Raw genomic sequence first — 19832 nt, forward strand, 5'->3', positions numbered from 1 at the left:
ACCACGCCTTTTGAGAATGACATCACGCGTAAAGGGCGCGGGCCTTCCGGACCCGCGCCCGCTCGCTGCTTTTACAACCTTGCTGCATCCATCAGGGTGAGCGGCTCAGGTCGAGCCGCTCAAGCGGCTTGCTTACCAGTGCATGCCGGCGCCGACCGATGCGCCGAACTGGCCACGCGAGTCGGAGGTGCCTTGCACCTTGTAGACCCACTTGCCGGTTTCCGACAGCTGCGACACGCCGATCGCCATTGCCGATTGACCAGCGTATGTGCCGCCGGCAATTGCGACCATGCCGTGACCCGGAAGGACCGCTTGCGGCAGGCCTGCGGCCGCCAGTGCGGATGCCGTGCCGCCGTACGAATCGCGGCGCGCCGAGCGGATCTGGTCGTCGGTGTAGCTATTGGCCTGACCGACCGCACCGTTCATGCTCTGCTGCATCTGATTGACGTTGACCGCGTCCGTGCCTTGCACACCGGCTGCGACGTTGGTGATCTGGCGCTCCTGACCTGCTGCACCCACCGATACCGTATTCGCTCTGTCCGCCACCGAGCCTTGGCCCAGCGCGACCGAGTTGTCCGCGCTGGCGTTCGCCGCGGCGCCGAGTGCGGTGGCGTTATTGCCGCTCGCGACCGAATTCGCACCGATAGCGACAGCGTTGGTGCCGGTGGCCTGAGCGTTTGCGCCCGAAGCAATCGAGTGCGTGCCCGAGGACACCGCGCCTTCCGTATTGCGATCGCCGTCAGCGCTGAAGAACGGATTCGCTGCGTTCACCACGGCGTTGTTCACCACTCCGTCGATGGCCGCGTTCAGTTGGCCGACGTTGACAGCGTCGCCGACGTCCACGCCGTTGGCGACGTTGTGGATCGCGGTGCCGCCGGCCGCTGGATCGCCGCCGAGAGTCACGCTGTTCTTGTTGACCGTGCCGTCGGCGTTCGTGTCGTACATCACCGCGCCGTTGAGCTTGGCATCGGTTTGCGCGCTTGCCGCCTTCAGTTGGGCGACGTTGACGGCGTCGGTGTCCGCCGTGCCGGCTGCGACGTTGGTGATCTGGCGTTCCGCGCCGGCTGAACCCACGGAGACGGTATTGACGCGGTCGGCAATCGAGCCCTGGCCGAGTGCGACGGAACCGGCCGCGCTAGCGGTCGCCTTGTAGCCGAGCGCGGTCGAGTTGTCGCCTTCCGCTGTGGCGAGGGTGCCGACAGCAGTGGTGAAATCGCCCGTCGTCCACGAGTTCGTGCCGGCGGCGAATGAGGCGTTGCCCGAAGCGTCCGCACCGCTGCCGATTGCGACGGAGTGGTCACCAGACGCAATTGCGTCGTCGCCGCTGCCGGGAATGCCGTTTGCCTTGAAGTAGCGCGAGGCGTCCGCAGTGGCGGCTTGCAATTGGCTCAGGTTGACGGCGTCGGTCGCTTCGGTTCCTGCCGCGACATTCGTGATCTGCCGTTCACTACCTGCCGAGCCAACCGAGACGGTATTGACGCGGTCGGCAATCGAGCCCTGGCCGAGTGCGACGGAACCGGCCGCGCTGGCGGTTGCCTTGTAGCCGAGCGCGGTCGAGTTGTCGCCTTCTGCTGTGGCGAGGGTGCCGACAGCAGTGGTGAAATCGCCCTTCGTCCACGAGTTCGTGCCGGCGGCGAATGAGGCGTTGCCCGAAGCGTCCGCACCGCTGCCGATTGCGACGGAGTGGTCGCCGGTGGCAATAGCGTCGTCGCCGCTGCCGGGAATGCCGTTTGCCTTGAAGTAGCGCGAGGCGTCCGCAGTGGCGGCTTGCAATTGGCTCAGGTTGACGGCGTCGGTCGCTTCGGTTCCTGCCGCGACATTCGTGATCTGCCGTTCACTACCTGCCGAGCCAACCGAGACGGTATTGACGCGGTCGGCAATCGAGCCCTGGCCGAGTGCGACGGAACCGGCCGCGCTGGCGGTTGCCTTGTAGCCGAGCGCGGTCGAGTTGTCGCCTTCCGCTGTTGCGAGGGTACCAACAGCAGTGGTGAAATCGCCCTTCGTCCACGAGTTCGTGCCGGCGGCGAATGAGGCGTTGCCCGAAGCGTCCGCACCGCTGCCGATTGCAACCGAGTGGTCGCCGGTGGCAATAGCGTCGTCGCCGCTGCCGGGAATGCCGGTCGCCTTGAAGTAGCGCGAGGCGTTCGCGCTGACCGCATTCAATTGACTGACGTTGACTGCGTCGGTAGCCTCGACACCGGCTTTGACATTGGTGATCTGGCGTTCATTGCCGGCGGAGCCTACAGATACTGTGCCAGCGCGGTCAGCCAGTGAATTTTGGCCGAGCGCAACGGATCCGTCCGTTTCTGCTTTAGCACCATAGCCTAGAGCGACTGAGTTCACGCCGCTCGCCTGCGCGTTATAGCCGAGTGCAGAAGCGCCGGTGGCGGTGGCGTGGGCGTCGTCTGGCGTCAACCCTTTGTCGTTGGTGCGAACGTATTTGACGCCGCTGCCGTTCTGCTGGATGTAGGCGTCGCTCGTGTCGCCGGCGATCGCGTAGAGCTGCGCGCCGTTGATCGCGTCGGTGCTGGTGGCGGATACCGCGCCTTGGTGCACATTGCTGATCGTTGTGCCGCCCGTTACGCCACCGTCCGCCGACGCCGGACCGGCAAGCGTAACGCTGCTCTTGTCGGCGGGCGTTGCGTCGTACTGGACGCTATTCGCGGTGGCCGTGGCGATCTTGCTGTCGACGGCTTTCAACTGGCTCACGTTAACCGCGTCCGTGTCTGCAGCGCCGGCGGCGACGTTCGTCACGCGTCGCTCCTGGCCGGCGGAGCCTACCGATACTTCACCTGCTGGAGCGGAGCCTGCAATCGCTGAGGGGAGCGCGCCGAAATCTTGCGCTTGCTGGCTCAGGTCAGCGGTCGTGGTCGAATTTGCGCCGAGGGCGACGCTGTTGTCCGACGTCGCGGCCGCGCTATAGCCAATCGCAACTGAATTGATACCGCCGGCGGTTGTAGCAGCGCCGATCGCCGTGGCACCGTCCGCTGACGCTGTGGCCTTGTCGCCGACCGCCGTACCGTATAGGTTCAAAGACCACGCCGCGTTACCAATGGCGGTGGAGCCGGCCGAATTTGCCAGCGCATTTGCGCCTGCGGCAACCGCCGCCTTGCCGGAAGCCGACGCATTGCGGTCGACAGTAGGATCCGCGGCGCTGGCGTCGAAATAGGTTACGGCCGCGGTGCCAGCCGCATTTGCCGCCTGCATTCCTCCTACCAATGCGGCCCCCGCCAACACGGCCTGCACGAGAGCCAGCTTGCGCGCCGTTCCCCGTTTCGTCTTCGACCGCGCCGTTTCCGACGTGGCTACCCACGTTCCCGTCGCTTCACACCAAACCGATTTGTAAATCTTATTCATATTTTCTGAAACTCCGCGGTATTACGTGCGTGGACGGCGCGTGAAAGTAAGCGGATTCGGATAAGGCGTCATCGCCCTGATATGTCGCGCACAAAATAAGAACATATAGACCGCGGTTTCTCCGTCGTCTGTTTTTTCGTGTCCTGCTGAATTTTTCGCGCGTCCGAATCGCCTGCGTCACACCATTAAGTCCACAGGATTAAGTGCATGGGCGATGATCGGCGGGATTGTCAGGTGTGGTGTGGGAGAGGCGGAATAAGCCAATTCCTAAACGATTCAAAATAAATAATTGAATGTCATTTATTTTGATTAATTGTCACGCAGATGTATAAAGTAAAGAAAAATAAGGAATCGTCTTGGTTTGTCTTATGTGAAATTCGAAAGCATAAGAATGTAATAATCCGTCGCTTTTATTAAAATAATGGAATTTTGCAAATCAGATAGGGATTTTCCTACGCGGAATCGCCGTTATATCGGCGGTATAGCGGGATTCGCCGACAGCGCCTTACTCGCATCCCGCCTGGTTTCCGCTTTTCCGCGCGTCGCACCCGCATCTAGCTCAACCTTTGGCCCCGGCAAACGTTCTACAATGGCGGTTGTTCTCCGAAGTGAGTTTTCATGCGTAAATTTTTTCTTCCCGGCTTGACTGCCACGTTCGCCGCGGGCGCAGCGCTGGTCGCCGCCGCAGGCTTGTTTTCTCCGGCGGCCCACGCCAACAACGTGATCGTGCTTAATTCCGGCGAAGCCACGCTGAGCCTGATCGACGAAACGACCCGCCAGGTCGTCGGCACGGTGCCCACGGGCAAGGAACCGCATCACCTGATGGCCACGCCCGACAATTCGTCGCTGATCGTCGCGAATTCGGTGTCGAACAACCTGATGTTCGTCGATCCGAAGTCGGGCCAGGTTCAGCGCTGGGTCGAGAACATTGAGGATCCGTACCAGATCGGCTTTTCGCCGGACCGCAAGTGGCTCGTCACCACCGGGCTGCGTCTGGACCGCCTCGACATCTATCACTACGACAGCCAGAAGAACCAGATGACGCTGGCCTCGCGTCTGCCGCTCGCGGTGATGCCGAGCCACATGGCGTTCACCAATGACAGCAAGACGGTTTTCGTCACGCTGCAGGTCTCGGGCGAACTGGCCGCGATCGATCTGGCCACGCAAACCGTCAAGTGGAAGATGAAGGTCGGCAAGGTGCCGGCCGGCCTGTGGATGACACCGGGCGAAAAGTACCTGCTGATCGGCATGACTGGGGCGGATTACGTCGCGGTGGTCGACTGGCGCAATCAGAAAATCGTCAAGACGATCCAGACCGGCAAGGGCGCGCACAATTTCCGTTCGCTGGCTGACGGCAAGCATGTGGTGGTCTCGAACCGCGTCGCAAGCACGATCAGCATCATCGACGAAGACACGCTCACGAACGTCGGCGACATCACCGGCTTGATGCCCGGGCCGGACGACATGGAACTTTCCGCGGACAAGCGCTATCTGTGGGTTACGTTCCGCTTCGCGAAGCATGTCGGCATCATCGACCTGAACACGCGTAAGCTGATCCAGACGATTGCCGTCGGCCGCTCGCCGCACGGTATCTATTTCTTCAATCGCGCGCCGGTCACGGCGCCGAACGGCGCTTGATCCCGTAATCAGCGAACCGTCAGGAAGGAAGTAACCGGCCAGCACCATGTTCCATCTGATTTTCTCTTCTCTCGGCAACCTCGTCTCGGCGGTGCAGACGTTGCTATACATCAACGTGGTGCAGCCGCTGCTGTTCCACTTTGACCTGATGGGCTATGACGAGGACACTTACGACAGCCTGTATTGGGTGATTGTCGGCGTCTTCGAGGTGCTGGCGATGTACGCGATCCTGCGCCCGCTCGAGGCGCTCCGTCCAGTGGAGCAGTGGGAAAACCGCAAGGCGGTGCGCGTCGACGTGATTTACACGTGGATTGCCAAGCTTGGCATTCTCAACCTGTTCTTCTTTTTCGCGCTGCAGCCGTTCTTCGACAACGTGCAAGCCTGGCTGAGGCTGCACAACATCGCGAATATCGAATTCGATAATCTGTGGCCGGGCGTCACCACGCAGCCGCTCGTCACGTTCGTGATGTATCTGCTCGTGCTCGATTTCGCCGGTTACTGGTATCACCGCTGGGAGCATCGGTTCGGCGTATGGTGGGAATTGCACGCGGTGCATCACAGTCAGCAGCAGATGTCGCTTTGGTCCGACGACCGTAACCATCTGCTCGACGATCTGCTGCAAGCGTCGTTTTTCGCGGTAATTGCGCTGGTGATCGGCGTCCCGCCGTCGCAATTCGTCGTGCTGGTGGCAATCACGAACCTCGCGCAGAGCGTGCAGCACGCGAACATTCGTCTGTACTTCGGCTGGCTTGGCGAGCGCCTGCTGGTCAGCCCGACATTCCACCGCCGTCACCATGCGATCGGCTACGGCCACGAGGGCCTGAAGTACGGTTGCAATTTCGGCGTGCTGTTCCCGTGGTGGGACATGCTGTTTCGCAGCGTATCGTGGAGCCGGGAGATGGAGCCGACCGGTATCCGCGACCAGCTCGAAGGCCGGCGCTACGGTGACGGCTTCTGGGCGCAGCACTGGCTCGCTTTCGTGCGTATTGCCGGGCGACTTTCGCCAAAGCGTCGCACCGAGGGCAGCGACGCCGCTCCGGTTTGAGCATCCTTTCTCTCACTTTCTCTCACGCCGCCAGTTTTCCCCGCGGCGCGTCACGTGGTTTATCCTGTTCACGTTTGCGCGCACCACCTTGGCCTCGTGGCGGGTGGGGCACGCGATCCTTCTTATTCCATCGTTTCGTTCACCGGCACTGGCTCGCATGAATGATCTGTTGCGCTCGTTTGGACGCGCGCTCGCAAGCGCACTCCACCCGCGCATGCTCTGGCTGACTTTCCTGCCGTTTCTGGCGGCAACGGTCGGGTGGGGCGTGATCCTTTGGTTTTCCTGGCAGACGCTGATCGGCGCCACCCGCACGTGGCTCGAAAGCTGGTCGTTTACGACCACGCTCTATCGTCTGTTCGACTGGCTCGGTTTTTCGGCGCTGCATGCGGCGATTGCGCCGTTCATTGTGATTGCGATGGCGATTCCGTTGATCGTCGTCACGGTGTTGCTGTTGATCGCCACGCTGTCGATGCCTGCGGTGATCCGTTTTTTGTCGGCACGGCAATTTTCCGGCCTTGAAATGCGCCACGGCGGAACGTGGTACGGTAGCCTCGGTCAGGCGTTGTGGACGACGCTGGTCTGTCTCGTGTTGCTGATCGTCACGTTGCCGCTCTGGCTGGTGCCGCCGTTCTTCGCGCTGATTCCACCGCTCCTGTGGGGCTGGCTGACGTATCGCGTGATGAGTTACGACGCACTCGCGCTGCATGCCACGCGTGACGAGCGGCGTGCGCTGGTGCGGCGCTTCCGGTTGCCGCTGCTGTTGATCGGCATCGCGAGCGGACTGCTGGGGTCGCTGCCTACGCTGTTGTGGGCGTCGTCGGTCTGGCTGATCGTGCTGTTCCCGGTAATCACGGCGGTGACCATCTGGATCTACGCGTTCATCCTCGTGTTCTCCGCGCTGTGGTTCGGCTTCTACTGTCTGCGCGCGCTGCAACGTATGCGCGCTGAAGAGCACGGCCCGCGGCACGCGGCGCCGGTTCCTTATTGATGAATTATTGACTAGGCGAAAGAGGCGGCAATGGCATTTGGCGTCATCATCATCGGCGACGAAATCCTGTCGGGCAGACGCGTCGACAAGCATCTGCCGAAGGTCATCGAATTGCTGGGCGCGCGCGGGCTGTCGCTCGGCTGGGCGGAATATATCGGCGACGAACCGGCACGCATCACGGCAACGCTGCAGCGCACGTTCGCATCGGGTGACATTGTGTTTTCCACGGGCGGCATCGGCGCCACGCCGGACGACCACACCCGTCAGTGCGCGGCAGCCGCGCTCGGCGTGCCGCTTGAACTGCATCCGGAAGCCGCGAAGCTGATTCAGGAGCGGATCCGCGATATGTATCCGGCGAACTCGGCTACGCCGCTCGATCTGGACTCGCCTGAAAACCGGCACCGTCTGAATATGGGCACGTATCCGCAGGGCGCGTCGATCATTCCGAACGGCTACAACAAGATTCCGGGCTTCTCGATCAACCAGCATCACTTCGTGCCGGGTTTCCCGGTGATGGCCTGGCCGATGATCGAGTGGGTGCTGGATACGCAGTACGCGCACCTGCATCACGCCATGCCGCATGCAGAAAAGTCATTGCTGGTCTTCGAGTTGCCTGAGTCACGCGTGACGCCGTTGATGGAAAAAATCGAGCACGATTTTCCGGGCGTGCGGGTGTTCAGCCTGCCGAGCGTGGGGGATGCGGAGCGCGGCGGCGTGTATGCGCGGCATCACATCGATCTCGGTGTGAAGGGCGAACCGGAAGCCGTCGCGGCGGCCTTCGTGAAGCTGCGCGAAGGGGTGCATCTGTTGGGCGGCGATATTGTCGAGCCTGAGGCAACTGTGGCCAAGCCGCGCAGTTGAGCCGCGATTGGACCCTGGTGGCGTCGCGGTTCAGCCACCGCATACAGCAAATCGATGTTCGGGTGCGTTCACGCCCACGCCCGAATTAAGAATCAACGCATCATCGGCCTGTCACATGCAGCGCCGACGATGCGTCTAATTGCCCCGTCTAACCTGCGAAAGCAGCATCAGGTGCCCGCATGTGTCGGCTTGTGCGCGCGGCCGGCGAACGCTAATCGCCGCACCGTGCCAGCCGCGGTACCCGGCACACAGGTGCCGCTGAAGCAGTCAGCATCGACCGGGTAGCGAGCCACGCTGCCGATCGAACGGCCAACCAGGCAGCCGGCCAGCAATCAGGCGCCGATCCACGGCAACCCGCGAAAGCACCAGCCCGTCACTGTCTTCCGATGCCCCTGGCCGTCCTTATCGCCTTCAAAGCCTTCCAGGAGGTCGTACGCCTTGGTGTAGCCCGCCTGGGTGGCGGCGATCGCAGCCAGCTTCGAGCGCGCGGCGCTGCGGCACAAAAACAGCACCGGCGTATCGGGCGAGGCAGCCTGGCTCAGTTGCTGAAGGAATTCCTGGTTCGGCACAGCGCCCGGATAGCGCGTCCATTCCAGATGCACGTATTGCCCGTCGCCGATAACCGGCCGGCCGACCCAGTCGAGTTCGGCACGGGTGCGCACGTCGACAAGACGCGTGCGCGGATCGAGTTGCAGCAGTTCGAACGCCTCGGCGGGCGATACCGCGCCCGCATAGGGCAACTGGTTCTCGGTGCGGCGCTTGTCCGCCTGGGCGTACAACTGTTCGAGCGTGCTCATGAGCGCAAACCTCCTTCGGACCAAATGAATATTCTAGCGCGCGCCGCGCAGGCGGTTCAGCGGCGGCGTTCCGTGAGCGCGAGGCAGGGGAGCTCATGAAAAATCAGGAGGACGCGTGCTTGATTGTGGTGCATATTTCCACGTATGCACCAAAATAGAGACGTCTTCCGTTGCTGATTTTATGAATGCACTAACCCGGTGCGTTATGTGGCACAAAGTTTTAGGGGCTGCATGCGGTTCGGTGCGCCCATTCCCCGCAAACGCGCGCGCAGTGTGGTTTTGCGCCGGGTTGGCGCATACGTGGCACGGAAGCTGCTTTATTGGTGCCGATCGATTTGTTCCAGCAGGCTTTTATGTTCATCCTCAACGATAGAGGGGTGGACGCGCCGGGACGGGTCAGCTAGATTGGGCGGCGGCTGAATCCGCCGAATTCGTTAATCAGGAGATAGGTTATGAGTAAATCCGTGGCCGACGTCATTCAACTCGTCAAAGACGAAGACGTCAAGTTTGTCGACTTCCGTTTCACCGACACGCGCGGCAAAGAGCAACACGTTTCGGTGCCGGTGTCGGCATTCGATGAAGACAAGTTCGAAAGCGGCCATGCGTTTGACGGTTCGTCGATTGCCGGCTGGAAGGGCATCGAAGCATCGGACATGTTGCTGATCCCGGACGCAAACACGGCCTTCATCGACCCGTTCTACGAAGAATCCACCCTCGTCTTGACCTGCGACGTCGTCGAACCGGCTGACGGCAAGGGTTACGAGCGCGACCCGCGTTCGCTCGCAAAGCGCGCTGAAGCCTACCTGAAGAGCACGGGCCTCGGCGATACGGCATTCTTCGGTCCGGAACCGGAATTCTTCATTTTCGATTCGGTCCAGTGGAACACGGATCAGTCGGGCTGCTTCATCAAGATCGGTTCGGAAGAAGCACCGTGGTCGTCGTCGAAGGAATTCGAAGGCGGCAACACCGGCCACCGTCCGGGCACGAAGGGCGGCTATTTCCCGGTCGCTCCGGTCGACACGTTCCAGGACATCCGTTCGGAAATGTGTCTGCTGCTCGAACAGATCGGCATCCCGGTCGAAGTGCATCACCACGAAGTCGCGGGCCAGGGCCAGAACGAAATCGGCACGAAGTTCTCGACGCTGGTGCAACGCGCCGACTGGCTGCAGCAAATGAAGTACATCATCCACAACGTCGCGCATACGTACGGCAAGACGGCTACGTTCATGCCGAAGCCGGTGGTTGGCGATAACGGTTCGGGCATGCACGTTCACCAGTCGATCTGGAAAGACGGCACGAACCTGTTCGCAGGCAACGGTTACGCAGGTCTGTCGGAATTCGCGCTGTTCTACATCGGCGGCATCATCAAGCATGCTCGCGCGCTGAACGCGATCACGAACCCGTCGACGAACTCGTACAAGCGCCTCGTGCCGCACTTCGAAGCACCGGTGAAGCTGGCTTACTCGGCTCGCAACCGTTCGGCATCGATCCGCATTCCGCACGTGTCGAACCCGAAGGGCCGCCGCATCGAAACGCGTTTCCCGGATCCGATGGCGAATCCGTACCTGTGCTTCTCCGCGCTGATGATGGCGGGTCTGGACGGCGTGCAGAACAAGATTCACCCGGGCGAAGCTGCCGACAAGAACCTGTACGACCTGCCGCCGGAAGAGGATGCAAAGATCCCGACCGTGTGTGCCGGCCTCGACCAGGCGCTGGACGCACTCGACGCGGATCGCGAGTTCCTGACGCGCGGTGGCGTGTTCACGGATTCGATGCTCGACGCGTACATCGAACTGAAGACGGGCGAGCTGCAACGCTATCGTCAGTCGGTGCACCCGATCGAATTCGAAATGTACTACTCGCTGTAAGCGGCCATGGTGCTTCGCCCTTCAAACGGCGAAGCGCTTTGCCCGACGCTCGCGATCGGTCACGAAGGGACGGCGGCGCCGTCCCTTTTTTGTTGGACCCGAACGAGTCCACTCGCACCGTTTGCGGCGCGATGGCATTGAAGCAGTGCAACAAGCGGTACACCTGATTTATCACCATCTCCTATCGGCCAGACTGCAAGATGGTTCTGAAGAATCTGATGAAGGCAAGAAAAGGACACGAGCAGACGCTGTCGGACGACGCTCAGCTGGTGAGTTCCGGTTTGCTGCCGGGCTTCGAGGCATTGCCGACGGTCGTGCTGGTGCTCGACAAGCGCACGCTGCGCGTGGTGTTCGCGAACCCGTCGGCGGAATCGATGCTTGAGCTGTCGCGCAAGCAACTGACGCAGATGGCATGGCAGGACATTTTCTCGAATGCCGACGAACTGGTCGCGACCATCTCCGCGATCGCTGCTCACCGTTTTCACGCGACGCATCTGGACGCCGTCCTCGAGCGTCCGGGCCACGAGCCGCTGCATGTGCACGCGATCGTCGGTTTTCTGGAGAGCGTGCAGGACTACGTGCTGCTCGAACTGTTCGAGAACGAACGGCATTTACGCTCCGACCGTGAGGAGCGCATCAACGACCTCACGGCGGTCAACAAACAACTGATCAGGAATCTCGCGCACGAGATCAAGAACCCGCTCGGCGGGATTCGCGGCGCGGCGCAACTGCTCGAGTTCGAACTCGGCGAGCGTCAACGCGACGAGTTGCGCGAGTACACGCAGGTCATCATCAAGGAATCGGACCGGCTGCAGACGTTGGTCGATCGCTTGCTGGAGCCGCACCGTCATCCGCATATCGTCGGCGACGTGAATATTCACGAAGTATGTGAGCGTGTGCGTCAGGTGATTCTCGCGGAGTTTCCGCGCGGCCTCACGATCGAGCGCGACTACGACGTGAGCGTGCCGGACCTGCGCGGCGACAAGGAGCAACTGATTCAGGCGCTTCTGAACATCGTGCGCAATGCTGCGGAAGCCTTGCGCGAACGCATCTCGCAAGGCGACGCGCGCATCGAATTGCGCACTCGCATTGCGCGCAAGATCACCGTGTCGAAACGCTTATGTAAGCTGGCACTGGACTTGCATATCGTTGACAACGGCCCAGGCATTCCCGAGGACATCCGTGACCGAATTTTCTATCCGCTTGTGTCGGGGCGCGAAGACGGCAGCGGTCTCGGCCTGACGCTCGCGCAGACCTTCGTGCAGCAGCACGACGGTCTGATCGAAGTGGAAAGCCGGCCGGGCCATACCGAGTTTCAGATTCTGCTGCCGCTCGACTGCTAACACCAAACGTAATTGAAGACTTCTGACCGACCTATATGAAGCCGATCTGGATAGTAGACGACGATCAATCGATTCGCTGGGTGCTTGAAAAAGCGCTTGCTCGCGAAAACTTCGCGACACGCAGCTTCGCGAACGTGCGCGAGGCTTCCGCGGCGCTCGATCACGACAGCCCTCAGGTGCTGGTGTCCGACATCAGGATGCCTGGCGGCTCCGGCCTCGAATTGCTGCAAACCGTCCGTGACAAGGTGCCGGGCTTGCCCGTCATCATCATGACGGCGTTCTCGGACCTGGACAGCGCGGTCGCCGCATTCCAGGGCGGTGCTTTCGAATACCTCGCCAAACCGTTCGACGTCGACAAGGCGGTCGAGTTGATCCGCCGCGCGGTCGACGAGAGCATGCGTGGCGAACAGACGTGGGACGACCGCGTCGCTGAAGCACCGGAGATGCTCGGCCAGGCGCCGGCAATGCAGGACATGTTTCGCGCGATCGGCCGGCTGTCTCATTCCGCGGCCACCGTGCTCATTACCGGCGAATCAGGCACCGGGAAGGAACTGGTCGCGCGTGCGTTGCACCGACATAGCCCACGCGCGAACGGTCCCTTCATCGCGCTGAACACGGCGGCGATTCCGAAGGATCTGCTGGAGTCCGAACTGTTCGGTCACGAGCGCGGCGCGTTCACCGGTGCGCAGGCCATGCGCCAGGGGCGCTTCGAGCAGGCCGAGAACGGCACGCTGTTCCTCGACGAAATCGGCGACATGCCGTTCGATCTGCAGACACGCCTGTTGCGCGTGCTCTCGGACGGGCAGTTCTATCGCGTCGGCGGCCACAATCCGTTGCGCGCCAACGTGCGCGTGATCGCGGCGACGCACCAGAACCTCGAATCGCGCGTGCGTCAGGGTCTGTTCCGCGAGGACTTGTATCACCGGCTCAATGTGATCCGCTTGCGCCTGCCGGCCCTGCGCGAGCGCAGCGAAGACATTCCGCTGCTCACTCGCCACTTCCTGCAAAAGAGTGCGCGCGATCTGGGTGTGGAGCCGAAGCGTGTGTCGGAAGATGCGCTCGCTTATCTGGCCTCGCTGCCGTTTCCGGGCAATGTGCGCCAACTGGAGAATCTCGCCAACTGGCTCACGGTGATGGCGCCGGCGCAGACCATCGAGATCAAGGACTTGCCGCCCGATCTGGGTCCCGCGCAAGCAGGTGCGACCGATCTCGCGGGCGGTGGCGGCGGCGTGATCGGCACGGGTGAAGCAGGACTTGCCGGCGGCGTGCCGATCAACGGCACTGGCGCCGCCACGCATCCGGCTTCCGCTGCCGGCATGCCGGCAGCGGCCACCGTGAGTGCGTGGGAAGGCGGCTTGCGCACCGAAGTCGCGCGGATGTTGCGCGAGAATGCAGCCGACGTCATGGACGAACTCGCACGCCGTTTCGAAGCCGCGGTGATTCGCGAAGCGCTGGATTTCACGCGCGGACGCAAGGTGGAGGCGGCGGAGCGCCTCGGCATTGGCCGCAATACGATCACGCGCAAGATTCAGGAACTCGATCTCGAGCCTTGAGGGTTGCAGGGTCAGCCGGGGCGGGCGTGCCAGCCGCTCCGGCAGTTGTCCAGGGCACTCATCAGCGCACTCATCAGGCCGCCCGTCAGGCTGCCTCCTGAACAGCCCCGTAAGCCGCGCCGTCGGCGGCACCTTCAGCCGCTCCGGCACGGAGCATTGAAGGCTCGCGGGCTCGCGGGCTCGCGCAAGGCATAATCGACGCTGTTTTCATTCGACAGCCGACGATGCCCGCTTCTCTCGCTCCTTTCTCCTGGCCGCTTACCCCCGATCCCTTTCTGTCGCTCGAGGCGCTCGACGACCCCGACGCACTCGCGTGGGTCGAAGCGCAGAACACCCGCACGCGCGCCGCATGGTGCAGCGGCGCGGAATTCGAGTCGCTCAAACGGCGGCTTGCCGACGCTTACCTTCCACGCGAGCGTCCGGTTATCCCCGATCGGTGGAAGGACTGGGCCTATGATCTGTGGCAGGACGATCGCAATCCCAAGGGCATCTGGCGGCGCACGACGTGGGCAGCCTGGCGCAGCGGCGCACCCGTCTGGCAGAACCTGCTCGACTTCGACGCGCTGGGTGCGGCCGAAGGCACGCCATGGGTCTGTGCCGAACTCGACATTCTTTATCCGGACGGCGATCGCGCACTGATCACGCTGTCGCCCGGCGGCTCGGATGCGCTGGTCGTGCGTGAGTTCGATATCGACGCGCAACGCTTTGTCGACGACGGTTTCGTGATTGCGAAGTCCGGCAAGCATACGGCTTCGTGGATCGACCGGGATACGCTGTACGTCGGCTGGGACAACGGCCGCAAGACGCTGACGCGTTCTGGCTATCCGCGCGAAGTGCGGCGCTGGACACGGGGCAGTGCGCTGGCCGACGCGCCGGTGGTCTTCAAGGGCGCGTTCGGCGACATCGGCGTGGAGGCGCACTACGATCCGGTCGAGCAGCGCCACACGGTGGTGAGCAGTGTCGATTTCTTCGATTCGCATACGTATTACCTCGATAGCGCCGATGGCACCTCAGACGATACCAATGCCGCCGATGTGACCCATGCGGCCAACCATGCCAATGCATGGCAGCAGTACGATGTGCCGTCGTACGTCGCGGTAGGCGGCTGGCAGGGCTGGCTGCTGCTCGAACCACGCCTCGATTGGGACTGCAACGGTGTGCGCTATCCCGGTGGCGCGCTGTTGGCGATCCGTGAAGCCGCGTTTCTGCGTGGCGAGCGAGACGTGGTGCCGCTTTTCACGCCGACATCGCAAACCTCCGCCTGCGAGTGGAGCCACACGCGCAATCACCTGATTGTGTCGTACCTGGAGGATGTACAGAGCAGGACCTCGCTGTGGACCCCGTCGCAAGCGGCCGATCGAACCTGGCACTGGCATCAACGCCTCTTTCCATCGGGTGACGACGTGCAAGCGGACGTCTCACCGGTCGAGCCGACGCTGAACGATGAAGTGTTCGTCGATACCGACGATTATTTGCAGCCGCCTGCCTACTGGCTCACTGATCTTGCCCAGGACGACCTGAGCGATTGGGCGTTGCTCGACCGCTGGCCGACTCAGTTCGATGCGGCGCCGTTCGCGATGACGCGTGGGCATGCGGTGTCCGCGGACGGCACGCGGGTGCCGTACACGGTGATTGGACCGCGTGTTACGCAAGACGCGACGCAAGACGCGGCGCAAGGGCAGGCTGCGCAGCTGACGCGCGATCGAGCGCACGAGCGAACGCATGAACCAGCGCACGAGCCGGCACGCCCGTGTCTGTTGAACGGTTACGGCGGCTTCGCGATTCCGCTGCTGCCGGGTTATCTGACGGGGCAGGGCATCGGCTGGCTGGCGCGGGGCGGCGTGTACGTGGTGGCGCATATTCGCGGCGGCGGCGAGTTCGGCATGGCGTGGCATACGGCGGCGCAGGGCGAGCACCGGCAGCGCGCGTTCGACGATTTCATCGCGGTGGCCGAAGCGCTCATCCGCACAGGCGTGACCAGTGCCGCGCAACTCGGCATTCAGGGCGGCAGCAATGGCGGCCTGCTGGTCGCGGCGTGCATGGTGCAGCGGCCCGAGTTGTTCGGCGCCGTGGTGTGTGAGGTGCCGCTGCTCGACATGAGCCGCTATCACCTGCTGCACGCGGGCGCGTCATGGATCGACGAATACGGCGATCCGGACGATCCCGACGAAGCGCGCGTGCTGGCGGCGTACTCGCCGTATCACCGCGTGTGTGCGGATGTGGCGTATCCGCCCGTACTGTTCACCACGTCGACCGCGGACGACCGCGTGCATCCCGGACACGCGCGCAAGATGGCCGCACACATGCAGGCGCTGGGTGCGGAGAGGGTCTGGTACCGCGAGAATACGGAAGGGGGCCACGGCGGCTCCGATGAGCTGGAGCAGGCCGAGCATGATGCGATGGTGTTCGAGTTCTTGTGGCGCTGTTTGAACGGGCCCGCGTAAGTCTCACACGTCGCGCGTTCAGCCGATCTGCGCGACGACCGGTGTGTGGTCCGATGGCTGATCCCACTTGCGCGGCACCTTGTCGATGTCGCACGACGAGCAGAGTGGGGCGAGCGCTTTCGACAGCAGAATGTGGTCGATGCGCATCCCCGCATTGCGGCGAAACGCCATCATCCGGTAGTCCCACCACGAGTAGATTTTCTCCGGCTGCTCGAACTGGCGGAACGCATCGACGAGACCCAGTTCAATCAGCCGCACGAATTCCGCGCGCTCTTCGGGCGACACCAGATTCTGGCCTTCCCATGCTTTCGGATCGTGCACGTCGCGATCTTCCGGCGCGATGTTGTAGTCGCCGAGCAGCGCGAGCTTCGGATACAACGCCATTTCGCTCGCGATCCAGTCGTGCAGTGCGGCGAGCCAGCGCAGCTTGTAGGCGAATTTATCGGTGCCCGGCGCCTGGCCGTTCGGGAAGTACGCGGAGACGATGCGCACGCCCTCGACAGTCGCGGCGACCACGCGTTGCTGCGGGTCTTCAAAACCGGGGATATTGCGCACGACGCTGCTTTCGTCGACGTTCAGGCCTTCGCGCACCAGGATGCCGACGCCGTTATAGGTCTTCTGGCCGGCGAACCAGCTCCGGTAGCCTTTCGCCTCGAGTTCGGCGCGGGGGAATTTGTCGTCGGTCAGTTTCAGTTCCTGCAGGCACAGCACATCCGCGTGACTGGTTTCGAGCCAGTCGATGACGTGCTGCAGACGGACTTTGAGGGAGTTGACGTTCCAGGTGGCGATTTTCATGGCATTCTCACATTCTTGCTGGGCAAGGCTATCCGGGGTGCTGACCCCGCGTTTCTGCGTTATTCCGCTGCCGCGGCAACCCGTCTGGCTACCCGGATCCGGGTTGCCAGGACCGGCTTGATTCCGATAGTCCCGCATCTTATCGCGCGAGACGGGCGACGGTGAAAATTGCCCTGTCGGTGGTGAAAAATAAAAGCGCGATGCGGCCATGCCCCGGCGTATAGTGGGATCACATTGACGCGCATTGGGGATCCATCATGGCTCAACTTTATCCAGCCCTTTATAAGGACTTCGAAGTGCATCCGCTGGTGTTTTCGCGGGAGTTCGACAAGTTCGACGGTCACAAGCGTCATGCCGAAGGTTACGACGTTGCGGTACGCGTCTGCCGGCCGGGCGCCATTAGCGGCTCGAAGGCAAGCCGCGTATTTCGTCTCGAACTGCCGTCCACGTTTTCCGATTTCGGCGTCGCGAAACGCAGAGCGAGTCAGTACGGCGCGGACATCATCGACGGCAAAGTGGAAGGCGCGACGGTCGAAGATCTCTGAGTTGCCTGCTCATTGACGGCAGTCACTTGCCGCATGAATGTGGACCTGTGCTGCGCCTTGTCAGAAATTATTTCACCCGATTGTTTGACGTCTTGCGAACGTCCCTATACAATCCTTTTTCTCTGACGCGGGGTGGAGCAGTCTGGCAGCTCGTCGGGCTCATAACCCGAAGGTCGTAGGTTCAAATCCTACCCCCGCAACCAAGTATTGTTGAAAGCCCGCTAGCGCAAGCTACGCGGGCTTTTTGACTTCTTGCGTTTTAACTTCTGGCGCCGGCTTCCCGTCTCTTCATTCATACGGCACGCGCGCTTGCATTCAGTCCGACTCGATCGCCCAATCCACTGCCGCTTGCGCATGCAACGCGGTCGTGTCGAACACGGGTAACACCGAATCTTCCGGCTTGATCAGCAAGGTGATTTCCGTACAGCCGAGAATCACCGCCTGCGCACCGCGCGCCGCGAGTCCTTCGATCACACGCTGATACACCGCACGCGAGGCGTCATTCACGTTGCCGTGGCACAGCTCCTCGTAAATGATGCGATGCACGTCCGCGCGTTCGGCTTCATCGGGAACCAGTGTCTCGAGGTCGTAGCGCTCGCGTAAGCGCCCCGTGTAGAACGTCTGCTCCATCGTATAGCGCGTACCCAGCAAGCCCACCCGCTCGATTCCTGCGGCGCGCAGCGCGTTGCCGGTCGGATCGGCGATGTGCAGGAAGGGCACGTCGATCGCCTGTTCGATCGATTCATATACACGATGCATCGTGTTGGTAGCCAGTATCACGAGATCGGCACCGCCTCGTTCGAGATGGCGCGCGGCATCGGCCAGTTGTTTGCCGAGTGCGGTCCAGTCGCCGGCGCGCTGGTTGGCCTCGATCGGCGCGAAGTCGAGCGTCAGCATCAGGCTGCGCGCGTTGTGATGGCCGCCGAGTCGCGCCTTGGCGTGGCGGTTCAGGAGCTTGTAGTACTCGGTGGACGATTCCCAACTCATTCCGCCGATCACGCCGATGGTCTTCATGGTTTTGCTCCGTGAGTGGGTGATGCCAACGCCAACGCAGAACGCCCAGGCATCGAACATGTGGAACGTCGAGTATAGGCGGGCGTCATGGCCCGCAGCCGGTACGGATTTCCCTCAGTCCGCCGGTACGGCTTCTTGTCAAAACGTGGGCACACCCTTTCTGACGTCGATAGAATCGTAGTCACTCAAAGACCGGTCAACAGGGAGCGAACCATGGATCTGATCATCCGCCGCGCGATGCTGCCGCCGGGCGCCGCGTTGCAGCACAAGCAGCCGGTCGACATCGGCATCGAAGCGGGCCGCATCGTCGCTGTCGAAGCGAATCTGGCCGCGGCCGCGCGCGAAGAAATCGACGCCGCCGGTTCGCTCGTTACGCCGCCATTCGTCGATCCACATTTCCACATGGACGCGACGCTGTCGTACGGTCTGCCGCGGGTGAATGCGTCGGGCACCTTGCTCGAAGGCATCGCGCTGTGGGGCGAACTGAAGCCGCATCTGACGCAGGAGGCGCTGATCGAGCGCGCGCTGCAGTACTGCGATTGGGCGGTCGCGCGCGGTCTGCTGGCGATTCGCAGTCACGTGGATGTATGCGATCCGCGCTTGCTCGCGGTCGAGGCGCTGGTCGAAGTGAAGCGCCGCGTCGCACCGTATCTCGACCTGCAACTGGTCGCGTTTCCGCAAGACGGCGTGTTGCGCAGTGCCGGCGCATTCGAGAATCTCAAGCGGGCGATTGCGATGGGCGTCGACGTGGTTGGCGGGATTCCGCATTTCGAACGCACGATGGCCGACGGCGCGCAATCCGTGCGCATGCTGTGCGAATTCGCGGCGGAGCAGGGCTTGCGCGTCGACATGCATTGCGACGAATCGGACGATCCGATGTCGCGCCATATCGAAACGCTCGCGGCCGAAACGCACCGGCTCGGCTTGCATGGGCGCGTCGCCGGTTCGCACCTGACATCGATGCATTCGATGGACAACTACTACGTCAGCAAGCTCCTGCCGCTGATGCGCGAGTCGGGCGTCGCGGCGATCGCCAATCCGCTGATCAACATCACGCTGCAAGGCCGCAGCGACACGTATCCGAAACGGCGTGGCATGACACGCGTGCCGGAGATGATGGCGGCGGGCATCAACGTCGCGTTCGGCCACGATTGCGTGATGGACCCGTGGTACAGCCTCGGTTCGGGGGACATGCTCGAAGTCGCGCACATGGGTTTGCATGTTGCGCAGATGACGGGCGTCGACGGCATGCAGGCGTGCTTCGACGCGGTCACGGTGAACGCGGCGCGCATTCTCGGGCTGGAAGACTACGGCATCGCGCCGGGCTGCGCCGCCAATCTGGTGTTGCTCGACGCACGCGATCCAGTCGAAGCGATCCGTCTGCGCGCCGCGCGGCTCGCGGTGGTGAGCCGGGGCAAAGTGGTGAGCCGTGCGCCCGCCGCGCGCGCGGCGTTGTCGCTGGAAGGACGTCCCGCGCAGGTGGACTTCAAGCTGCATCGCGGTTAGCCGCCGCGCGCGCGCCGTACTGACGCGCGAATGAAAAAACCGGTGCTTGCTCACGCAAGTCACCGGCTTTTTATCGAT

General features: G+C 62.4%; 14 protein-coding genes and 1 tRNA gene. 11 read left to right on the forward strand and 4 right to left on the reverse strand.

Translation table 11 applies throughout. The annotated features are described in order from the left end of the window. Positions 1 to 132 precede the first annotated feature (132 nt). Positions 133 to 3357 (reverse strand): YadA-like family protein, encoded by a 3225-nt coding sequence (locus tag KHO23_RS05760; protein ID WP_211610073.1) that lies wholly within the window; start codon positions 3355 to 3357, stop codon positions 133 to 135. 618 nt (positions 3358 to 3975) lie between these two features. On the opposite strand from KHO23_RS05760, the gene KHO23_RS05765 reads away from it, so the two are divergent. The 4 genes from KHO23_RS05765 to KHO23_RS05780 all read left to right on the forward strand — a co-directional run bounded on the left by KHO23_RS05765 (position 3976) and on the right by KHO23_RS05780 (position 7889). Continuing rightward, positions 3976 to 4995 carry a YVTN family beta-propeller repeat protein gene (locus tag KHO23_RS05765; protein WP_211610074.1) on the forward strand — a complete coding sequence of 340 codons (1020 nt, stop codon included), beginning with the start codon at positions 3976 to 3978 and terminating at the stop codon, positions 4993 to 4995. 46 nt (positions 4996 to 5041) lie between these two features. Beyond that, a complete protein-coding gene (locus tag KHO23_RS05770) occupies positions 5042 to 6040 on the forward strand; it encodes a sterol desaturase family protein (RefSeq protein ID WP_211610075.1) in 999 nt (332 codons plus the stop codon). Positions 6041 to 6197: 157 nt separating this feature from the next. Further along, complete coding sequence (locus KHO23_RS05775) at positions 6198 to 7028, forward strand: EI24 domain-containing protein (protein WP_211610076.1); 831 nt, start codon at positions 6198 to 6200, stop codon at positions 7026 to 7028. A 30-nt stretch (positions 7029 to 7058) separates the two neighbouring features. Further along, a complete protein-coding gene (locus tag KHO23_RS05780; protein WP_211610077.1) occupies positions 7059 to 7889 on the forward strand; it encodes a competence/damage-inducible protein A in 831 nt (276 codons plus the stop codon). A gap of 332 nt (positions 7890 to 8221) precedes the next feature. On the opposite strand, the gene KHO23_RS05785 is transcribed toward KHO23_RS05780, so the two are convergent. Then, positions 8222 to 8686, reverse strand: coding sequence for a rhodanese-like domain-containing protein (locus tag KHO23_RS05785; protein ID WP_211610078.1), 465 nt, complete (start codon positions 8684 to 8686; stop codon positions 8222 to 8224). 452 nt (positions 8687 to 9138) lie between these two features. Here KHO23_RS05785 and glnA point away from each other — a divergent pair, with 452 nt between their 5' ends. The 4 genes from glnA to KHO23_RS05805 all read left to right on the forward strand — a co-directional run bounded on the left by glnA (position 9139) and on the right by KHO23_RS05805 (position 15894). Beyond that, positions 9139 to 10554, forward strand: coding sequence for a type I glutamate--ammonia ligase (glnA, locus tag KHO23_RS05790; protein WP_211610079.1), 1416 nt, complete (start codon positions 9139 to 9141; stop codon positions 10552 to 10554). 200 nt (positions 10555 to 10754) lie between these two features. Further along, on the forward strand, positions 10755 to 11897 hold the full coding sequence (gene glnL / locus KHO23_RS05795; protein WP_211610080.1) for a nitrogen regulation protein NR(II): 1143 nt from the start codon (positions 10755 to 10757) through the stop codon (positions 11895 to 11897). A gap of 35 nt (positions 11898 to 11932) precedes the next feature. After that, a complete protein-coding gene (gene ntrC / locus KHO23_RS05800; RefSeq protein ID WP_211610081.1) occupies positions 11933 to 13450 on the forward strand; it encodes a nitrogen regulation protein NR(I) in 1518 nt (505 codons plus the stop codon). A gap of 224 nt (positions 13451 to 13674) precedes the next feature. Then, positions 13675 to 15894 (forward strand): prolyl oligopeptidase family serine peptidase, encoded by a 2220-nt coding sequence (locus tag KHO23_RS05805; RefSeq protein ID WP_211610082.1) that lies wholly within the window; start codon positions 13675 to 13677, stop codon positions 15892 to 15894. Positions 15895 to 15912: 18 nt separating this feature from the next. Here KHO23_RS05805 and xth read toward each other — a convergent pair whose 3' ends face one another. Then, positions 15913 to 16689 (reverse strand): exodeoxyribonuclease III, encoded by a 777-nt coding sequence (xth, locus tag KHO23_RS05810; protein ID WP_211610083.1) that lies wholly within the window; start codon positions 16687 to 16689, stop codon positions 15913 to 15915. Positions 16690 to 16946: 257 nt separating this feature from the next. On the opposite strand from xth, the gene KHO23_RS05815 reads away from it, so the two are divergent. Beyond that, positions 16947 to 17234 carry a hypothetical protein gene (locus tag KHO23_RS05815; protein WP_211610084.1) on the forward strand — a complete coding sequence of 96 codons (288 nt, stop codon included), beginning with the start codon at positions 16947 to 16949 and terminating at the stop codon, positions 17232 to 17234. A 126-nt stretch (positions 17235 to 17360) separates the two neighbouring features. Then, positions 17361 to 17437: transfer RNA gene (locus KHO23_RS05820), tRNA-Met, on the forward strand. A 112-nt stretch (positions 17438 to 17549) separates the two neighbouring features. On the opposite strand, the gene KHO23_RS05825 is transcribed toward KHO23_RS05820, so the two are convergent. Next, on the reverse strand, positions 17550 to 18248 hold the full coding sequence (locus tag KHO23_RS05825) for an aspartate/glutamate racemase family protein (protein ID WP_211610085.1): 699 nt from the start codon (positions 18246 to 18248) through the stop codon (positions 17550 to 17552). A gap of 213 nt (positions 18249 to 18461) precedes the next feature. Here KHO23_RS05825 and KHO23_RS05830 point away from each other — a divergent pair, with 213 nt between their 5' ends. Beyond that, entirely contained in the window at positions 18462 to 19754 is a 1293-nt protein-coding gene (locus KHO23_RS05830; protein WP_211610086.1) for an amidohydrolase family protein, read from the forward strand. The last annotated feature ends 78 nt before the right edge of the window (positions 19755 to 19832 follow it).

The organism is Paraburkholderia haematera (assembly GCF_905220975.1).
Taxonomy (GTDB): domain Bacteria; phylum Pseudomonadota; class Gammaproteobacteria; order Burkholderiales; family Burkholderiaceae; genus Paraburkholderia; species Paraburkholderia haematera.